Origin of the sequence: Sphingobacterium spiritivorum ATCC 33861 (genome assembly GCF_000143765.1) — a bacterium.
GTDB classification, from domain to species: Bacteria; Bacteroidota; Bacteroidia; order Sphingobacteriales; family Sphingobacteriaceae; genus Sphingobacterium; species Sphingobacterium spiritivorum.
In genome coordinates, this window is record NZ_GL379773.1 from 187,938 (window position 1) to 204,828 (window position 16,891).

The 16,891-nt window shown below is 40.9% G+C and carries 14 protein-coding genes; 8 read left to right on the plus strand and 6 right to left on the minus strand.

Annotation, left to right across the window (positions count from 1 at the left end):
* Window positions 1-44 precede the first annotated feature (44 nt).
* Both HMPREF0766_RS17025 and gltX read right to left on the minus strand, forming a co-directional pair.
* The gene (locus HMPREF0766_RS17025) at window positions 45-887 is read right to left on the minus strand and encodes a sugar phosphate isomerase/epimerase family protein (protein ID WP_002999935.1); all 843 of its coding nucleotides are present in this window, start codon (window positions 885-887) and stop codon (window positions 45-47) included.
* 164 nt (window positions 888-1,051) lie between these two features.
* The gene (gltX, locus tag HMPREF0766_RS17030; protein WP_002999938.1) at window positions 1,052-2,578 is read right to left on the minus strand and encodes a glutamate--tRNA ligase; all 1,527 of its coding nucleotides are present in this window, start codon (window positions 2,576-2,578) and stop codon (window positions 1,052-1,054) included.
* 123 nt (window positions 2,579-2,701) lie between these two features.
* Between gltX and HMPREF0766_RS17035 the strand changes: the two genes are divergently transcribed.
* From HMPREF0766_RS17035 to HMPREF0766_RS17065, 6 genes are all read left to right on the plus strand, one after another.
* Window positions 2,702-3,937: a sensor histidine kinase gene (locus HMPREF0766_RS17035; protein WP_002999941.1), complete on the plus strand. Its 1,236-nt coding sequence runs from the start codon at window positions 2,702-2,704 to the stop codon at window positions 3,935-3,937.
* Entirely contained in the window at window positions 3,915-4,436 is a 522-nt protein-coding gene (locus HMPREF0766_RS17040) for a DinB family protein (protein WP_002999944.1), read from the plus strand. The genes HMPREF0766_RS17035 and HMPREF0766_RS17040 overlap by 23 nt, the downstream gene beginning before the upstream one ends.
* A complete protein-coding gene (locus tag HMPREF0766_RS17045) occupies window positions 4,429-4,857 on the plus strand; it encodes a hotdog fold thioesterase (RefSeq protein ID WP_002999947.1) in 429 nt (142 codons plus the stop codon). Before HMPREF0766_RS17040 ends, HMPREF0766_RS17045 begins: the two co-directional genes overlap by 8 nt.
* Before the next feature lie 301 nt (window positions 4,858-5,158).
* Window positions 5,159-6,445: a sugar MFS transporter gene (locus HMPREF0766_RS17055; RefSeq protein ID WP_002999953.1), complete on the plus strand. Its 1,287-nt coding sequence runs from the start codon at window positions 5,159-5,161 to the stop codon at window positions 6,443-6,445.
* An 87-nt stretch (window positions 6,446-6,532) separates the two neighbouring features.
* Window positions 6,533-8,266: a DUF4091 domain-containing protein gene (locus HMPREF0766_RS17060; RefSeq protein WP_002999956.1), complete on the plus strand. Its 1,734-nt coding sequence runs from the start codon at window positions 6,533-6,535 to the stop codon at window positions 8,264-8,266.
* Between the two features lie 24 nt (window positions 8,267-8,290).
* Window positions 8,291-9,127, plus strand: a complete 837-nt coding sequence (locus HMPREF0766_RS17065; protein ID WP_002999960.1) for a DUF2911 domain-containing protein — start codon at window positions 8,291-8,293, stop codon at window positions 9,125-9,127.
* A 46-nt stretch (window positions 9,128-9,173) separates the two neighbouring features.
* Here HMPREF0766_RS17065 and HMPREF0766_RS17070 read toward each other — a convergent pair whose 3' ends face one another.
* Window positions 9,174-12,098, minus strand: a complete 2,925-nt coding sequence (locus tag HMPREF0766_RS17070) for an FAD-binding and (Fe-S)-binding domain-containing protein (protein ID WP_002999962.1) — start codon at window positions 12,096-12,098, stop codon at window positions 9,174-9,176.
* 28 nt (window positions 12,099-12,126) lie between these two features.
* A complete protein-coding gene (locus HMPREF0766_RS17075) occupies window positions 12,127-13,035 on the minus strand; it encodes a DUF1338 domain-containing protein (RefSeq protein WP_002999967.1) in 909 nt (302 codons plus the stop codon).
* 78 nt (window positions 13,036-13,113) lie between these two features.
* Here HMPREF0766_RS17075 and HMPREF0766_RS17080 point away from each other — a divergent pair, with 78 nt between their 5' ends.
* Window positions 13,114-14,001 (plus strand): LysR family transcriptional regulator, encoded by an 888-nt coding sequence (locus HMPREF0766_RS17080; RefSeq protein WP_002999969.1) that lies wholly within the window; start codon window positions 13,114-13,116, stop codon window positions 13,999-14,001.
* 8 nt (window positions 14,002-14,009) lie between these two features.
* Here HMPREF0766_RS17080 and HMPREF0766_RS17085 read toward each other — a convergent pair whose 3' ends face one another.
* Both HMPREF0766_RS17085 and cdaA read right to left on the minus strand, forming a co-directional pair.
* The gene (locus HMPREF0766_RS17085) at window positions 14,010-15,254 is read right to left on the minus strand and encodes a dicarboxylate/amino acid:cation symporter (protein WP_002999972.1); all 1,245 of its coding nucleotides are present in this window, start codon (window positions 15,252-15,254) and stop codon (window positions 14,010-14,012) included.
* Window positions 15,255-15,262: 8 nt separating this feature from the next.
* A complete protein-coding gene (gene cdaA / locus HMPREF0766_RS17090; RefSeq protein ID WP_002999975.1) occupies window positions 15,263-16,048 on the minus strand; it encodes a diadenylate cyclase CdaA in 786 nt (261 codons plus the stop codon).
* A gap of 126 nt (window positions 16,049-16,174) precedes the next feature.
* Between cdaA and HMPREF0766_RS17095 the strand changes: the two genes are divergently transcribed.
* Window positions 16,175-16,891, plus strand: a complete 717-nt coding sequence (locus HMPREF0766_RS17095) for a pyridoxine 5'-phosphate synthase (RefSeq protein ID WP_002999978.1) — start codon at window positions 16,175-16,177, stop codon at window positions 16,889-16,891.

A 16,891-nucleotide genomic window follows, 5' to 3' on the forward strand; every position in this document is an offset into this window, starting at 1 on the left:
CTTCTGTATATGACCTCATAATACAGAAGGCTTTTTACTAAGGATTACAATTGTTTTCTAAAGTTAGCTACGCTCTTTTTCACATCCTCTTTATTGTTCTCCCAGTTGTATTCATATTCTGCAGAGATCATTCCTGAAAATTTCTGCTTTTTCAGTTCATTGATGATATCCTTCATACCGATAATACCTGTTCCCCAATGTACATCATGGGCTTTTTTGTCTCCAAACACATTCAGATCTTTAAAATGCACATGAAAAACACGTCCTTCCAGTTTTTTCAACGATTCTACCGGATTAAGTCCCGAACGCGCCCAGTGTCCCACATCCGCACAAGCGCCCATTCTTGCACTCTTACCTTTCAATAGAGTCAGGATTTTATCCGGATTCCAATAGAAAGAAGGATCAGGATGATTATGTATAGCTGCTTTGATATCATATTTATCACACAATTGAGATACGGTCTCCAGATCTGCTTCCTTTGGTTCACAATTAATAACCGGAATATCCATTGATTTTGCGAAAGCAAATATTTTCTCCCATTCCGCAGCATTCTTTCCGGATACCACTCCATAGGCCTGAAGGGAAATATTCTTCTTCTTCAACAGAGCTTTCACAGCTTTTTTACCTTCTTCGGAAAGATTATAGTCCATTTTTCCTTCGATTCCTCCGCCGATATCTTGCCCCGGAAAAGCTTCTACATACCGCAGGTCACAACTGTCAATCTTATCTAAAGCCTGAGCAAAGGTAAACAGTCTGAACGTATAAGCCTGTGATCCCAGCTTCCAGTTTAATTTCTTCTCCGGATATGCTGCTGCTTTTTTCTGAGCGTGGACCGATACTGTCGTTAGTGCGATCAGTGCACAAATAAGGAATTTTATATTTCTCATATTAGTAGTTTTTACATCCGCAACAGGGATGGTTGATCTTTCAAATGTACCTATTTGAGATCCATTCGTAAAACGATTAATCTATCATTTCTGTTATAAAAAAAGCCCGTCCGGAAATATCTATATTCCGGACGGGCCCATTCCTTTAGGACTAAGATTATTCTCTAGCTAAATAAAGGCAATGCTTTGCCAATACGACGAATAACCTCTTCCTTACCCAAAAGTTCTGTAATCTGAAACACATCGGGGCCAAACTTTCCGCCTACCAGCATAATACGGTATGGCATCATCAGTTCACCCATCTTCAGACCTGAACTTGTTATTTTTTCTTTAAACAAGGGTTCTAATACTGCTGCAGTCCAGTCAGACTGCAGCTCAAAATCGTTTATTATTTCCTGAAAAAATGCAGTCTTCTGTTCATTCCATTTCGGTTTTACGGCTTCCACATCGTATTGTTCAGGGGTTACAAAGAAGAACGACGCCTGTGTCCAGAAATCTTCAACATAGGTGAGGCGCTCTTTGACAGCTCCCAATACATTCAACATATACGTTTCCGATTGTGTAGAAGTATCTACTCCATGTTGCTCTATATTTTCTTTTATTTTAGGTAAAAGGGTTACATCATCAGTACGTTTGATCCACTCATGATTGAACCATTTTGCCTTTTCAAAGTCAAACTTAGCTCCGGCTTTGCTGACACGTGATACAGAGAATTTTTCGATCAGTTCTGCTAACGAAAACAATTCCTGCTCAGTACCATCATTCCAACCCAATACGCCCAGCATATTAACAAATGCTTCCGGTAAAAAACCTAATTCTCTAAATCCTTTAGTCAGATCTCCGGTCTTAGGATCGGTCCAGTTCATGGCATACACCGGAAACCCAAGACGATCTCCATCACGCTTGCTCAGTTTACCGTTTCCATCCGGTTTAAGGATTAACGGCAGATGCGCCCATTGAGGCATTTCATCAGCCCAGCCCAGGTATTCCCAAAGCAATATATGTACAGGCGCAGACGGCAACCACTCTTCACCTCTGAAAATATGACTGATTTCCATTGCTTTATCGTCGACTACTACGGCCAGATGGTAAGTAGGCATACCATCGGCTTTCAATAATACCTTATCGTCCACGAGCCCCGTCTCAAAGCTAACTCTTCCGCGAATCATATCCTCAAAAGAAACAGTCTCGTCCTGAGGCATTTTGATACGAATAGTATGTGAATGGCCTTCAGCCAGCAATTGTTGCGTTACTTCCGCAGGAAGGCTCAACGAGTTGCGAAGATTCATGCGGTTTTCATGACTGTATCTGAAGTTAGGCTGAATCTTTCTTTGTTCATCCAATTCCTCTGCTGTATCAAACGCATAATAGGCAAATCCCTTTTCTACCAGTTGTTCCGCATACTGACGGTAAGAAGGCTTACGCTCACTCTGTCTGTATGGTCCGTAGGCACCTTCTTTGGAAGGACTTTCGTCCGGTACTATTCCGCACCAGGCGAGACATTCATTTATATATTCTTCAGCTCCCGGGACAAATCTTGTCTGATCGGTATCCTCAATACGAAGGATAAATTCACCTTGATGCTGACGCGCAAACAAATAGTTAAATAAGGCTGTACGTACACCACCTAAGTGCAGACCGCCGGTAGGACTGGGGGCAAAACGCACCCTAACTCTTTTTTGAGAACTCATGCTGCAAAATTACCATAAAATTTTTTATTTGCGACAACTGTTATCTTCTGTTAAAGTTTGACCATATTTATCACAACTCATCTATTTTCCCTATTTTGCGGCATCATTTTGCAAAGTCGGCGCATGAATCCTTATCAATACAACAAACAACGCTGGAAATTTTTATTACTGATTTTTGCAGCGATCATCGCTGGAGCCTCTCTCTTTTATACCAATAATCTGGTCAAAAATCTGTCTGCATCCGAGCGGACAAAGGCACAGGTATGGGCCATGAGTACCAAAAGCATTATTACCATGCCCGATGTGGATGACGAGTTTATCACCTTCATCTATGCCGTAAGAGATAGTCTGGCACTACCGGCGATTATCACAGATCAGAAAGATAACATTATATTCTGGAGGGATCTGGATTCAACCAAAACCAATATCAGGCACAGCGAACAGGATTCTGTTGCAGCAAACAGCCCTGTCTATGATCCCGGATACTTTCAGAAAGAGCTGAAAGAGATGAAGCGCAGTCATCCGCCCATTACCATTAACCTGGACAATGGAGATCAATGGCAGGTATTCTATAAGGATTCAAACGAACTGATACAGCTCCGGATATTTCCCTATGTACAACTTTCCGTTATTGCGATTTTTCTTATAATAGCCTATACTGTATTCAATTCGATCAAGAAGTCAGAGCAAAATCTGGTATGGGTAGGTATGGCCAAAGAAGCAGCACATCAGCTCGGTACGCCTATTTCTTCCTTAATGGGCTGGTTGGAGCTCGTCAGAATGAGATTTGATGCAGAAGATGATAATATTCTGAACGAAATGGAAAGAGATGTCAAACGGCTGGAGATTGTCGCCGACCGGTTTTCCAAGATTGGTTCCATACCTTCTTTATCCAACTACAATGTCTACACGATAGTAAATGATTTTATAAATTATTTCAGAGTACGGACAAGTGATAAAATTACATTCACCCTGACAGGCGATACCCATATAGAAGCGAAGCTCAATGCACCCCTGTTTGACTGGATACTTGAAAATTTACTCAAAAATGCAGTGAATGCTATTGAATCAGAAGGACTCGTGAGTGTTAACATTTCAGAAAACATTGCAAAAGAAGAAATTTTTATAGACATTAGTGATACGGGAAAAGGAATTCCAAAATCAAATTTTGAAACTGTCTTCCAACCGGGATTTACAACCCGTAAAAGAGGATGGGGGTTGGGACTAAGCCTGACCAAACGTATGGTAGACTATCATAAAGGACAGATTTTTGTCAAAGAATCCGAAATAGGAAAAGGAACAACATTTAGAATAGTATTAAAGAGCAATTTAAGATATGAACCCACTCAAATCGGATGAGTATCCGGCAATCTACGCTGACTACATTGAGACCATTGTCGGAGATGTAATGGAAGTCCTTGAAGATCAACTCAGCACCTTTCCTGCTTTTATATCATCTATCCCCAAAGAAAAGGAGCTGTACAAATACGCAGAGGATAAATGGACCATCAAAGAGGTATTGTGCCATATTCTGGATGCAGAACGTGTCATGTCTTACCGCGCATTACGCTTTGCAAGAAATGACATGACTTCATTGCCTGCTTTTGAACAGGAAGAGTTTGTACAAAACGGACGACACAACGAACGTACACTGGAAAGTATAATCGAAGAATTCAATTATCTGAGACGATCAAACCTTTCTTTGTTCCACACCTTTAATGAAACTGAACTGAGCCGTAAAGGGATGGCTTCTGATCGTCTGATCAGTGTCCGTGCATTTGTTTATATTGTAGCCGGCCATTTGAATCACCACAAATTTATCATACAAGAACGTTACCTTAATCCTGACAATGAGTAGTATATGGTTTAAAGAATATAATCTGGATGAACTAAACGTCATATTTGCAAAAAATATGACCGGTTTTCTGGGTATTAAAGCAACAGAACTGACAGAGAACAGCATTACAGCGACTATGCCTGTTAATGAAAAAACTAAACAACCATTTGGCCTTTTGCATGGAGGGGCTTCTGCAGTATTAGCGGAATCTGTCGGAAGTATTGCTTCCAACATGGTTGTCAACGATGAAAAATATATGGGTGTAGGGTTGGAGATCAATGCTAATCATATACGATCAGCAACAGATAAAGAGGTAACAGCTATATGCAGCCCTTTACATATCGGTGCAACTACGCATGTATGGGATATCCGGATTAATAATCATCGCGGGCAATTGCTTTGCATATCGAGACTTACCGTTGCCATAGTTCCAAAAAGATAATTTGTTACAAAACTTTTTTAAAAATACATTGTCTAATACGTATATAAACCATTTTCTTGGTTTTGTGATACGGTTTAGGTTTTGAGAGCGGTTCCACCCCCTGGATTCGCTCTTCTTTTGTAATATCCTTAGTATAATTAATATAAAACTGAAGTTTTTTTATTAATATTATAAGATTTTTTAACCTGTCTATCGATTTAACAAACGTTTGCATAAACATTTGCATTTAAAAAGTGAAATTATTTCAGTAGCCTTGTAATAAAGATTTTTTCCAACAATAAAATAATCTATAATCCTAAACATGGAACCACAAAAAACTAATCAACAATCTACTTTCGGGCCGATGATAATCTGTTGTGCCCTCTTTTTTATCTTAGGTTTTATTACCTGGGCCAATGGTACATTAATTCCCTTTCTGAAAATTGCATGTAACTTAGAAACTGACCTACAGGCTTTCTTTGTTGCTTTTGCTTCATATATCGCTTATTTCTTTTTGGCTTTACCAAGTTCATGGATACTGAAAAAGATCGGTTTCAAAAACGGACTTATCGTCAGTTTAGTAATTCTTGGATTAGGTTCATTAATCTTTATTCCGGCAGCGGATAGCCGCAGCTACGGATTATTCCTTACCGGAATCTTTGTACAGGGGGCAGCAATGGCTTTATTGCAAACTGCTGTCAATCCTTATTTAAGTATCATAGGACCCATTGAAAGTGCGGCGCAACGTATATCAATAGCCGGATTATTTAATAAAGGAGCAGGGATCACAGTTCCTATTATCTTCGGAACTCTGTTTTTGAAAGATGCTCATCAAGTCACAGAAAAACTGGCCGCTACAACAGATGAGCTTGTAAAAAATCAGATTTTGGATGATTTACTGCAAAGAGTTCATGCACCTTATATTGCATTAGCGGTTATTTTTGTAGTATTTGCCATTATTATCAGATTCGCTCATTTACCAGATGTAGAAATAGACAAGGAAGAAAGCAGCGAACTGGATGCTTCTGATACTCATCAGAAACAAAGCGTATTTCAGTTTCCTCACCTGTTTCTGGGATCATTAGCCATATTCTTCTGTGTTGCAGTAGAAGTTATGGCCGGAGACATTATCGGTGTATATGGCCGTGAATTGAAAATTGACAGCTTTTTTGTTACCTATGCGACCACTTTTACACTATCCTGTATGCTGGTCGGATATGTTATCGGTATCATTGCTATCCCTAAATATGTAACCCAGCAGATGGCTTTACGTGTATGTACTATCGTTGGTATTATTTTTACTCTTATCTCTGTATTGACTACCGGCACTACATCTTTCATCTTCGTTGCTCTTCTTGGTATTGCAAACTCATTAATGTGGCCGGCAATCTTCCCGCTTGGCATCAAAGGATTAGGCAGATTTACGAAGGTCGGATCTGCTATTATGATCATGGGTATTGCGGGTGGTGCTATCTGGCCTCTGGTATACGGATATTTAAAAGATCATTTACATATTGATTTCCAACACGCATTCTTATATGCAATGGTTCCTGCTTACCTGTACATTCTGTTCTTTGCAGTCAAAGGACATAAAGCCGGTAAAGCATAAATTCAATCTTTGACATTTAAACTTTTTAAAAAGCAATTATAAACACGTATTATAATTGCTTTTTTAGCATAATTACAACTTAATACTATGAGCATTAAACCCTTTTTAACAGGTTTAACCCTGTTTTGTTCCACCTTATTGTTCGGACAGATCGGACATGAGTCTGCTGATCCGAAACCAGGTAGTTCTGCTAATTGGAAAACCGTTAGTCCCGGCATTAATCTTTCCTTTTCATCGACCAATTTTAGTCATTCCAAAACCACTCCTTCTCTGCAGCAGGTATTGAAGACATCCTGGTCTCAGAAAGCCTGGAAAGGTGAAAAAGTCGGAATACAAGCTGTGTTATGGTCTTCAAAAGATTTTCAGGATATCGAACTTTCTGCAACAGACCTTACCTCTGATTCTAAAAACACCATCAGCGCAGATCATATCTCTATCAGTTATGTGAGCTATGTGATGTCGGATCTTATCGGAAACCTCAAATCAGGTTGTGGTATCAGCGGAAAACTGGATTCTATCTTAGTTGCTGACCGTATTGAAAATGAACAGCACTTCCGGTATGATAAAAACACAACCCGACCGATATGGATATCTCTGGATATTCCGCAGAATACCAAGGCTGGCATCTACAAAGGTAAGGTCATCGCAAAAAGCGGCAATAAAGCTCAGGAAATCAATTACAGTATAGAGGTTCTGAATCATACGCTACCAACCAGTGACCAGTGGCAGTTTCATCTGGACCTCTGGCAGAATCCGTTCTCTACCGCCCGTTATTACAACGTAGAACCTTTTTCAGATAAGCATCTGGAAATACTAAAGCCATATATGCAAAAGTTAGCCAGTGCCGGACAAAAAAGTATTACGGCCAGCATCATTCATGATCCCTGGAACGGACAGACGTATGATAAATATCAAACGATGATCAAATGGATCAAAACGAAAGATGGCAGCTGGAAATACGACTATAGCAACTTTGATAAATGGGTCAGATTCATGACCGGTCTGGGCATGGGTAAGTTCATTAATTGCTACAGCATGATTCCCTGGGATCCAAAATTCTATTATGAAGATGAAGCTACGGGTAAAACCACTTTCCTAAAGGCAGCTCCCACATCTGAGGAGTACAAAAAACACTGGCTTCCTATGTTGAAGGATTTTGCACGCCATTTAAAAGAGACCGGTAATTTTGACCGTACAACTATTGCGATGGACGAGCGTCCTATGGATCAGATGCAAAGTGCTATTGCTATTATCAAAGAAGCTGATCCTTCTTTCAAAATTTCGCTGGCCGGAACATACCATAAAGAATTATCAGACGATCTGGCAGATTACTGTATTACGCTGAAGGAAGACATGGACAAAGAAGTACTGGCCAGCAGAAAAGCAAAAGGGCTGACCACGACTTACTACACCTGCTGTACCGAACCATTCCCGAATACATTTACCAGTTCAGGCTACAGTGAAGCCACCTGGCTGCCCTGGAACAGTGTACAGCGCGGATTTGACGGATATCTCCGATGGGCCTTTGACTGTTGGAACAAAAATCCTAACTTAGATACGCGTTTCGGGACCTGGCTGGCAGGTGATGCATGGTTTATCTATCCGGATGTAAAGACTTCAATCCGTTTTGAAAAACTCATTGAAGGAATACAGGATGCAGAGAAAATCAGAATTATCCGTGAAAAGCTTAAAGGGGAAGGCAAAACTGCCGAACTTAACAAATTAGAGTCTGTTATTCAGGAATTCAATAATAAGAATATCCATCAGAATACGATTCACGATCAGGTAATAAAAGCACGTGAATACCTGAATAGCTTATAATATTTAAGAATACACTAAACAGATATGAAAAAGTCAATTTTAACATTATTAGTTGCTTCAGCTTTAGCCTTCGGAGCTCAGGCGCAACTGAAAATACCTCAGCCTAGCAGCGCTACTGAAGTAACGCAGGCGATCGGGATTCACAATGTGGTATTGAAATATAGCCGCCCTAATACAAACGGACGTACTATTTTCGGTGATCTTGTACCTTACGGACAAGTGTGGCGTACCGGAGCTAATACCGTGTCAACACTGACATTTGAAGAAGAGGTCACTATTCAGGGAACAAAAGTTCCTGCCGGTACTTATGGGATTTTCACCATCCCTAACAAAAATGAATGGACAATTATTCTGAGCAAGAACAGCAAACAATGGGGAGCGTATACGTACAAACAAGAAGAAGATCTTGTGCGTTTCAATGTAAAACCAACTACATTAGCGAATAAAGTAGAAACTTTTACCATCAGTTTTGACCAGGTAACGACGACATCCGGTGTAGTGAGCATTGCATGGGATAAAGTCTCAGTACAGTTCAATATCAAGGTAGATCAGTCAAAAGAAATTTTAGCTTCTATTGATCAGGCTATGCAGGGTGAGAAGAAACCTTATTTTCAAGCTGCATTATACTATTTCAACAACAATCTGGATATCAAAAAAGCTGTTGAATGGGTAAATATTGCAGATCAGGGAAACACAGAGGCTCCATGGATTAAATACTGGAAGTCACAGATCCTGTTAAAATCCGGAGATAAAAAGGGCGCTGAAGAGACTGCTCAACAAGGTATTGATATGGCTAAAGCGGGTAAAAATGATGAATATATCAAATTAAATACGCAGGCTTTGAATAACGCCAAAAAATAATATTTGCGCACACCAGCACAAATAATAATGCCCGGAAATCCGGGCATTATTTATTTAATAAGGCATCGTACAGTATCTCTACGGGATGCATCGCTTTTACACCCGTACCATCCTGAATCTGATGGCGACAACTTGTCCCCGGAGCAGCAATAAGCTGCTGTGCGGCTTTATTTCTCACCTCCGGAAACAGTACAAGTTCACCGATCTGCATAGACACATCGTAATGTTCTTCTTCGTACCCGAATGAACCAGCCATCCCGCAGCAGCCTGAAGCGATCAATTCGACATCATAATGCGCCGGAAAACTCAGTATCTTCTCAGATGTTGCCTGAAGTTTCCAGGCCTTTTGCTGACAATGTCCGTGAAGTTTGATAGAACGTTGCTCCTCCGAAAATTCCGAACTGGAGATTTTCCCAGATGAAATTTCTCTCAATAGAAATTCATCAATCATTAAAGCATTAGCGGCTACCTTTTGCGCATCTTCCAACAGGTATTCATCTACAAGATCGACATACTCATCTCTGAAAGTCAATATTGCAGACGGTTCTACCCCTATCAGAGGAGTCTCGGCTGTAATCCTCGATTTAAAAATACGGATCTGCTGCTCCGCTATTTTCTTTGCTTCACGCAGAAAACCTTTAGACATCAGAGCTCTTCCGCTCTGCGGATGAGGAATCATCAAGACCTCATAGTGCAAACCTTCCAGCAGACGGATGGCTTTCTTGCCTAACTCCACATCATTATAGTTTGTAAATTCGTCACAAAAGAAATAGACAGTACCCCTTATTTCTTTCGTATAAAGAGGTTTTTCCCGCGACAGAAACCATTTCCTGAGACTAACAGAGCCAATAGTCGGAAGAGAGCGTTTCGGAGCTATGCCCACAGCCTTTTTAATCAGCTTACTCACCCAGGCATTTGATACAGACCAATTATAAAGTCCTGGTAAGAAAGAGCCCAATCTGGATACCTGATCTATATTGGCGATCATACGTGTGCGCAACGGCACGCCGTTGGCATCATGATAAGCCTGTAAAAAGTCTGCTTTCAATTTAGCCATGTCGACACTTGAAGGGCATTCGCTCTTGCATCCTTTACAACTCAGACAGAGATCCATGACCGCTTTGATCTCTTCATGATCAAAAGGATTTTCCTTTGTAGAATGGGTAAGCATTTCCCGCAGGATATTGGCTCTTGCGCGGGTAGTATCCTGTTCATTTCGGGTTGCCATATAAGACGGACACATGGTACCGCCCGAAATATGTAATTTACGGCAATCTCCGGAACCATTACACTGCTCCACATGCTGCAGAATATTCTGTCCCGGATATCTGAATACCGATTTTATATTTGCCACAGGTGCATCCGGCTCATAGCGAAGCATGGTATTCATAGCCGGAGTATCGACAATCTTACCCGGATTAAAAATATTATCAGGATCCCACGTCTTCTTTATTTCCTTTAGCAGATTGTAATTATGTTCACCGATCATGTAAGCAATAAACTCGCCCCTCAGTCTTCCGTCACCATGCTCTCCGCTTAATGATCCCTTATATTTTTTTACCAGTACGGCTATCTCCTGTGCGACCGTTCTGAACAGTTTATTTCCCTCTTTCGTTTTCAGATTCAGGATTGGCCGGAGATGCAGTTCACCCGTAGCTGCATGGGCATAGTGCACAGAATAGAGCCCGTACCTGGCCAGTATAGTATTGAACTCCTGAATATACTCGGGCAGATCAGCAACATCTACAGCCGTATCCTCGATAACGGCGACAGCTTTCTCATCGCCAGGGAGGTTACTCAGCAGCCCCAAACCGGCTTTTCGAAGCGCCCAGATCCGTTGCATATCTTTTCCGAAAATAACGGGAAAGTGATATCCCAGACCCTGTGACCGCATTTCATCTTCTACAACCCTGACTTTTTGCAGAATGGCTTCTTCATCATCTCCGTCATACTCTACAACCAGAATTGCTTCCGGATCTCCTTCTATAAAAAAGCGATTCTGACGCTGTTCCAGATTATTTTTGGTACATTCCAGGATATAATGATCAATAAGTTCACAACTGCGCGGTTGATACTTTAAAGCGATCAGGTTTGCTCTCAATGCTTCCTGCAAAGTCTTAAAATGAATGCCGGCCAAACCTGTTTTTTTTGTATGCAGCGGATCTACATGCAATTTGATCTCCGTAATAAAAACGAGTGTTCCCTCTGAACCGGCAATCAGTTTGCAGAAGTTGAATGGTTCAGTACCTGCTGTAAAAGGATCCGTTTCCAGCAACAGATCCAGGGCATAGCCCGTATTACGGCGAGGTATACTTTTCCGGGGAAATTCTTTTCGTATTTCCTCCTGATTGTGATAATCACCAAGCATGGTTTTGATCTGCTGATAAAGCTTGCCTTCCAGCGTATCCAGTTCACTTTTGGCGATGAACTGGTCAAATGTCAGCGGTTCGAATTCAACTTCCGAGCCATCACTCAGCAGTCCTTTAATTGCAATGCAGTGTTCCCTTGCACTTCCGTAGATCAGCGAATTGGAGCCACAGGAGTTATTACCAACCATACCGCCGATCATAGCACGATTAGCCGTTGATGTCTCAGGCCCAAAGTAAAGTCCGTGAGGCTTCAGATACATATTCAGTTCATCACGTATCACTCCGGGCTGTACACGTACCCATGACTCTTCTTTATTGATCTCTACTACTTTTGTCCAATATTTTGATACATCTACAACAATGCCATTCCCCACAACCTGTCCGGCCAGAGAAGTGCCTGCAGTACGGGGAATCAATGCACTTTTTTCTGCGCTGGCAAATGCAATTAACTCCTGCAGATCTTTCACATTCCTGGGATAGGCCACAGCAGTCGGCATTTCCCGATATGCAGAGGCATCTGTTGCATAGAGAATCTTTGTCTGGTTATCCCACAGCAACTCTCCTTCGAGTACTTCACTTAATCTCCGAAGTTTTTCTTCCATATGCTAATCTGTTATACCGAAAGAGATATTACTTGTTTTTTATTTGAGTGGTATAGGTACTTTCAAAGATTTTATCCGCATTATTCGTTTCGAATCCATCTCTGCGTTGTGCGGCTGTTATCTGATCCCTGGGCGTATCTTTAAATTCAGGCAATACACTTCGTTCGGCAAATTCAACATAACTTCCGGCAATCTGTAATGTGACGCCATCCGAAAATTTTGCATCATAAAGTGCCGAAACTGTACTGGACTGTCTCAGTAAACCGTCTTCACTGGTCTTAATCTTACCACCGGATGTATTTAGCTTGATTCCCAATCCTTCTACAAAATTGTTAAATTCTTCCAATGTATTATATCCTTCTTTAAGTTCATGGATACTGATAGTATAATGATTCAGATAATATCGGTTGAAAATAACCCAGGCTGCGTATTCACTCTCTTCGAGCAGACGTGTATAATCTGAAGACGAGGGGAGCTTCCACAAAGGTTTCTGAAGAAAATCAGCAGTTTCCTGACCGTTTTCCAGGTTTAGCGTATCAACAGGATCTGCTGTAATTCCATCTGTATATTTATGAATGATAGCCTGAGCCTCTTCACTCAATTGAGATACGATAAGTTCTGAAACAAATATTCGAGGATAATCAGTACCCGGAGGTTTGAACCAGTACGCATCCAGTTTTTTCCCTTCAAAATAATAGTGATCCATTTTCTTATATCCATAGGCCAGAAAGATCTTCTCGAATGACGCTATACCCAAATGAGGAACTCCTAGCGTACGAAAAGCAATATGATCATTTACAATATCCTCCTGCGAGGATACAACACCTTTCTGCAATAAAGCATCTGTAATCTGCCCTACTGCAGTTACATTCTTTCTGTAATGCTCGAATAAATCGTTAAGAACGATATCTAAAGGTTTATTTTCTTCGAATTTCATGTTATTGCTCTTTTAGTACTACCATTTGATCAAATTTACCTATTTTCATCATAAGTAATGATTAATAAAACTTAAATAATGATAAGCAAAACTAATCAGATAGAATTACGTCAGCTTCGCTATTTCAGGGCTTTGGCGGAAGAATTACATTATCATAAGGCTGCAGATAAATTACACATCTCACAGTCGGCATTGAGCCAGCAGATCAAATTGCTGGAGCAACAACTGGGAGTATCTTTATTCGACAGACTAAACAAAAAAATATCATTAAGCGATCCGGGTGAATTATTTTACGCGGAAGCCATTCACATTTTACAACAGGTGGAACGTAGTATGGAACGTCTGGATCAGTTCCATACAGGATCAGCAGGCACACTGAAGATCGGGTTTGTGGCATCTGCAATGTCTTCTTTTCTCCCGGAGGCAATTAAAAAATTTCATACAGCCTATCCGGCGATACATCTTCGATTTGAAGAGATGAACAATTTTGAACAATTACCTGCACTGGAAAACGGAGACATTGACATTGGTTTTATGCGTTCCAATCAGGTCAGAGACCAGATGCACATTCTACGGGTATTTGAAGAAACATTCACACTTATTCTTCCCCGGAATCACCGGTTCGGAAACTACCATTTTAAAGATCTGAGTATATTAAAGGACGAAGACTTTATTTTATTTCCGAATGCTAAAAGTGAATTTTATTTTCAGCAGATCATAAATCTTTGTAGCGACAGCGGATTTTACCCCCGAATCACTCACCAGGCTATTCATGGTCCAACTATATTTTCATTGGTCGGATGCGGTATGGGGATCTCCATTATCCCTACTTCTTTGGCTCAGCTTCATACCGAAGATGTAATAGCAATCGAACTTAAATCGATTCCACAGCGTACCCAGATCTTTGCGGTATGGGATAAAAGCAATCAGAATCCACAGATACAACGATTTATGAAATCTATCTAAGTGTATTCCTATAATTCAGAAATGGCGTTTTCATACTTTTCCTCATCGAATTCTTTTTCGCTTTTTGCGATGACAACTGTAGCAACACCATTTCCGATCAGATTAGTGATAGCCCTTGCTTCACTCATGAAGCGGTCTACGCCAAGCAATATGGCCATTCCTTCTACCGGAATAACCTTGAGTGCCGTCAATGTACCGGCCAGAACAATAAAACCACCCCCTGTAACGGCTGCAGCACCTTTACTGGTTACTAACAGTATCCCGATAATGGTTAACAGTTGCGCAAAACTCAGATCCACATGAAAAACCTGCGCTAAAAATATGGTAGCCATGGACAGATAAATAGTCGTTCCGTCCAGATTGAAGGAATAACCTGTCGGAATTACCAATCCAACGACAGAACGGGAACATCCAAAGTCCTCCATCTTTTGCATAATATTGGGTAACACAGACTCCGAAGATGAGGTCCCCAGTACGATCAGGATTTCTTCCTTTATAAACTTGAGGTATTTCCACAGGCTGAATTTATACATACGGCAGATAATATTCAGGCATACGAAGATGAATAGAATCATGGTGGCATATACCGAAAGCATAAGCCGACCCATAGGCGCCAGTGCTTCTATTCCGTGTGTTCCTATTGTATAAGCCATTCCTCCGAATGCACCTAAGGGAGCTAACCTCATAATCATCTTCATAATATTGAAGAGTACTTTTGAAAACCGGTCGAAGCTCCGCAGCAAAGGCTGTCCCTGTTCACCCAGTTTTGTCAGTCCAAGTCCGAATAATATAGAAAAGAATAAGACCTGCAGGATATTTCCATCTGTGAATGCTTTGAACACATTTGAAGGAACAATATGGGTAAAAAATTCTATCCAGTTGATTTCTGCAGCCTCATTCTTATATTTCTGAATATCCGCGACCCCTTCATGGTTAAAGTTGACTCCTCTTCCCGGCTCAGTATAGTGAGCAACAAAAAGGCCTATAATAAGTGCAAATGTGGTTACTATTTCAAAATAAAGAAGTGCTTTACCGCCTACGCGTCCGACCTTTTTCATATCTCCCATACTGGCTATGCCGAGCACTATGGTTAAAAAGATAATAGGCGCAATGACCATTTTGATCATATTGATAAAGGTCTCACTGATGATTCTTGCCGTATCAGCAAAACCTGGAAAATAGATGCCTGCAAGGACACCTAAAATAATAGCAGTAAGAACTTGAAAGGTTAGGTTCTTAAATATGTTATGCATTGGTTAGGTTATAATTCCGCTTTCAGAAGCTCTTCCAGCTCTTCGTGTGTAATATTCATATTCACATTCCCGTCCTTGGCAAAAGAGATTTCACCCGTCTCTTCTGACACGACAACAGCTATGGCATCACTGATCTCCGTCACTCCGATCGCTGCCCGGTGACGCAATCCAAATTGCAAAGGCAGATCCTCACTATCAGAAAGCGGTAATACACAACTTGCAGACATAATTTTGTTGTCTACAATCACCACCGCCCCATCATGTAAAGGACTTAGTTTATTAAATATACTTTCAATCAATCGCTTGGAGATATGTGCATCAATAAGCTCTCCGCTACTCTGATAGTATTCTTCATCAAAATATTTGGCGAAAACCAGTAAAGCTCCGGTGCGGGATTTCGACATACTGCGACATGCGTCGATAATCGGTCTCAGAAATTCGGTGTTCTCACTGGCGACAGCTTTTTTGTTCCCCAGGAATGACCACAGGTATTTTTTCCGTTTCATGGATATATTCTTACCTACATGAAGCAAAAAACGCCTGATTTCCTGTTGAAATACGACAATCAGTGCAATGGATCCCACTGAAATAAACCCGCCAAAGATTTCTGTCAGCAAACGCATCTCCATCTGCTTGACAATAAGATATATACCGTAAAACAGCGCTACGCCTATGAGAATGTTGACGGCAATGGTGCCTCTTATCAGGCTGTAGACATAATAAATAATAATGGCCACCAGCAAGATGTCCACAATATCTAACAGCCTGAAACCACTTAAGAAACTCGAATCCATTTAAAATTGATATATCCGCAAGTTAAAAAAAATCGACTAAAGATGTGTGTTAATAATTGACAAAAACGCACGGAAGTCTCTCTTTATATTTATGTTTGTATACGCATACTCTAATTACATCTCATTATGACTAGATTATCTGTAAATATCAATAAGATCGCCACTCTTCGTAATTCCAGAGGAGGCAATAACCCAAGCGTATTAGCTGCTGCTTTAGCCTGTGAACGGTTTGGCGCTCAGGGCATCACCGTACATCCCCGACCAGACGAACGCCATATCCGCTACACAGATGTATATGATCTGAAAGAAAATATTACGACAGAATTTAATATTGAAGGCAATTGCAGGGAACAAAAATTTGTTGATCTTGTATTGGCCAATAAGCCGGCTCAGGTGACTCTTGTTCCGGACGAAGAAGGACAGATTACGTCCAATCATGGTTGGGACACCATTAAGCATCAGGCTTATTTAAAGGAAATGTGTACGCTTTTTAAAGACCATGGTATCCGGGTATCTATATTTGTAGATCCCGATCCTGAAATGGTAGAAGCCGCTGCCGAAACGGGTACTGACCGTATTGAGTTATATACTGAAGCGTATGCAACTGCATTTCTGGACGAACGCGAAGCGGCAATACAACCCTATTTTAAGGCTGCTCAAAAAGCAAACGAAGTAGGACTGGGCATCAATGCAGGTCACGATCTGGATCTGAATAATCTGACTTATTTTAATCAGCATATCCCCGGTTTACTGGAAGTAAGCATTGGACATGCCCTGATAGCAGATGCACTATATCTGGGGTTAGAGGAAACTATAAAGCGATATTTAGCCGCTCTAAAGTAG

Excerpts from the sequence above, each read along its gene's own strand:
- HMPREF0766_RS17025 (WP_002999935.1), bottom strand. The coding sequence starts at position 887 with ATGAGAAATATAAAATTCCTTATTTGTGCACTGATCGCACTAACGACA.
- gltX (WP_002999938.1), bottom strand. The coding sequence starts at position 2,578 with ATGAGTTCTCAAAAAAGAGTTAGGGTGCGTTTTGCCCCCAGTCCTACC.
- HMPREF0766_RS17035 (WP_002999941.1), top strand. The coding sequence starts at position 2,702 with ATGAATCCTTATCAATACAACAAACAACGCTGGAAATTTTTATTACTG.
- HMPREF0766_RS17040 (WP_002999944.1), top strand. The coding sequence starts at position 3,915 with ATGAACCCACTCAAATCGGATGAGTATCCGGCAATCTACGCTGACTAC.
- HMPREF0766_RS17045 (WP_002999947.1), top strand. The coding sequence starts at position 4,429 with ATGAGTAGTATATGGTTTAAAGAATATAATCTGGATGAACTAAACGTC.
- HMPREF0766_RS17055 (WP_002999953.1), top strand. The coding sequence starts at position 5,159 with ATGGAACCACAAAAAACTAATCAACAATCTACTTTCGGGCCGATGATA.
- HMPREF0766_RS17060 (WP_002999956.1), top strand. The coding sequence starts at position 6,533 with ATGAGCATTAAACCCTTTTTAACAGGTTTAACCCTGTTTTGTTCCACC.
- HMPREF0766_RS17065 (WP_002999960.1), top strand. The coding sequence starts at position 8,291 with ATGAAAAAGTCAATTTTAACATTATTAGTTGCTTCAGCTTTAGCCTTC.
- HMPREF0766_RS17070 (WP_002999962.1), bottom strand. The coding sequence starts at position 12,098 with ATGGAAGAAAAACTTCGGAGATTAAGTGAAGTACTCGAAGGAGAGTTG.
- HMPREF0766_RS17075 (WP_002999967.1), bottom strand. The coding sequence starts at position 13,035 with ATGAAATTCGAAGAAAATAAACCTTTAGATATCGTTCTTAACGATTTA.
- HMPREF0766_RS17080 (WP_002999969.1), top strand. The coding sequence starts at position 13,114 with ATGATAAGCAAAACTAATCAGATAGAATTACGTCAGCTTCGCTATTTC.
- HMPREF0766_RS17085 (WP_002999972.1), bottom strand. The coding sequence starts at position 15,254 with ATGCATAACATATTTAAGAACCTAACCTTTCAAGTTCTTACTGCTATT.
- cdaA (WP_002999975.1), bottom strand. The coding sequence starts at position 16,048 with ATGGATTCGAGTTTCTTAAGTGGTTTCAGGCTGTTAGATATTGTGGAC.
- HMPREF0766_RS17095 (WP_002999978.1), top strand. The coding sequence starts at position 16,175 with ATGACTAGATTATCTGTAAATATCAATAAGATCGCCACTCTTCGTAAT.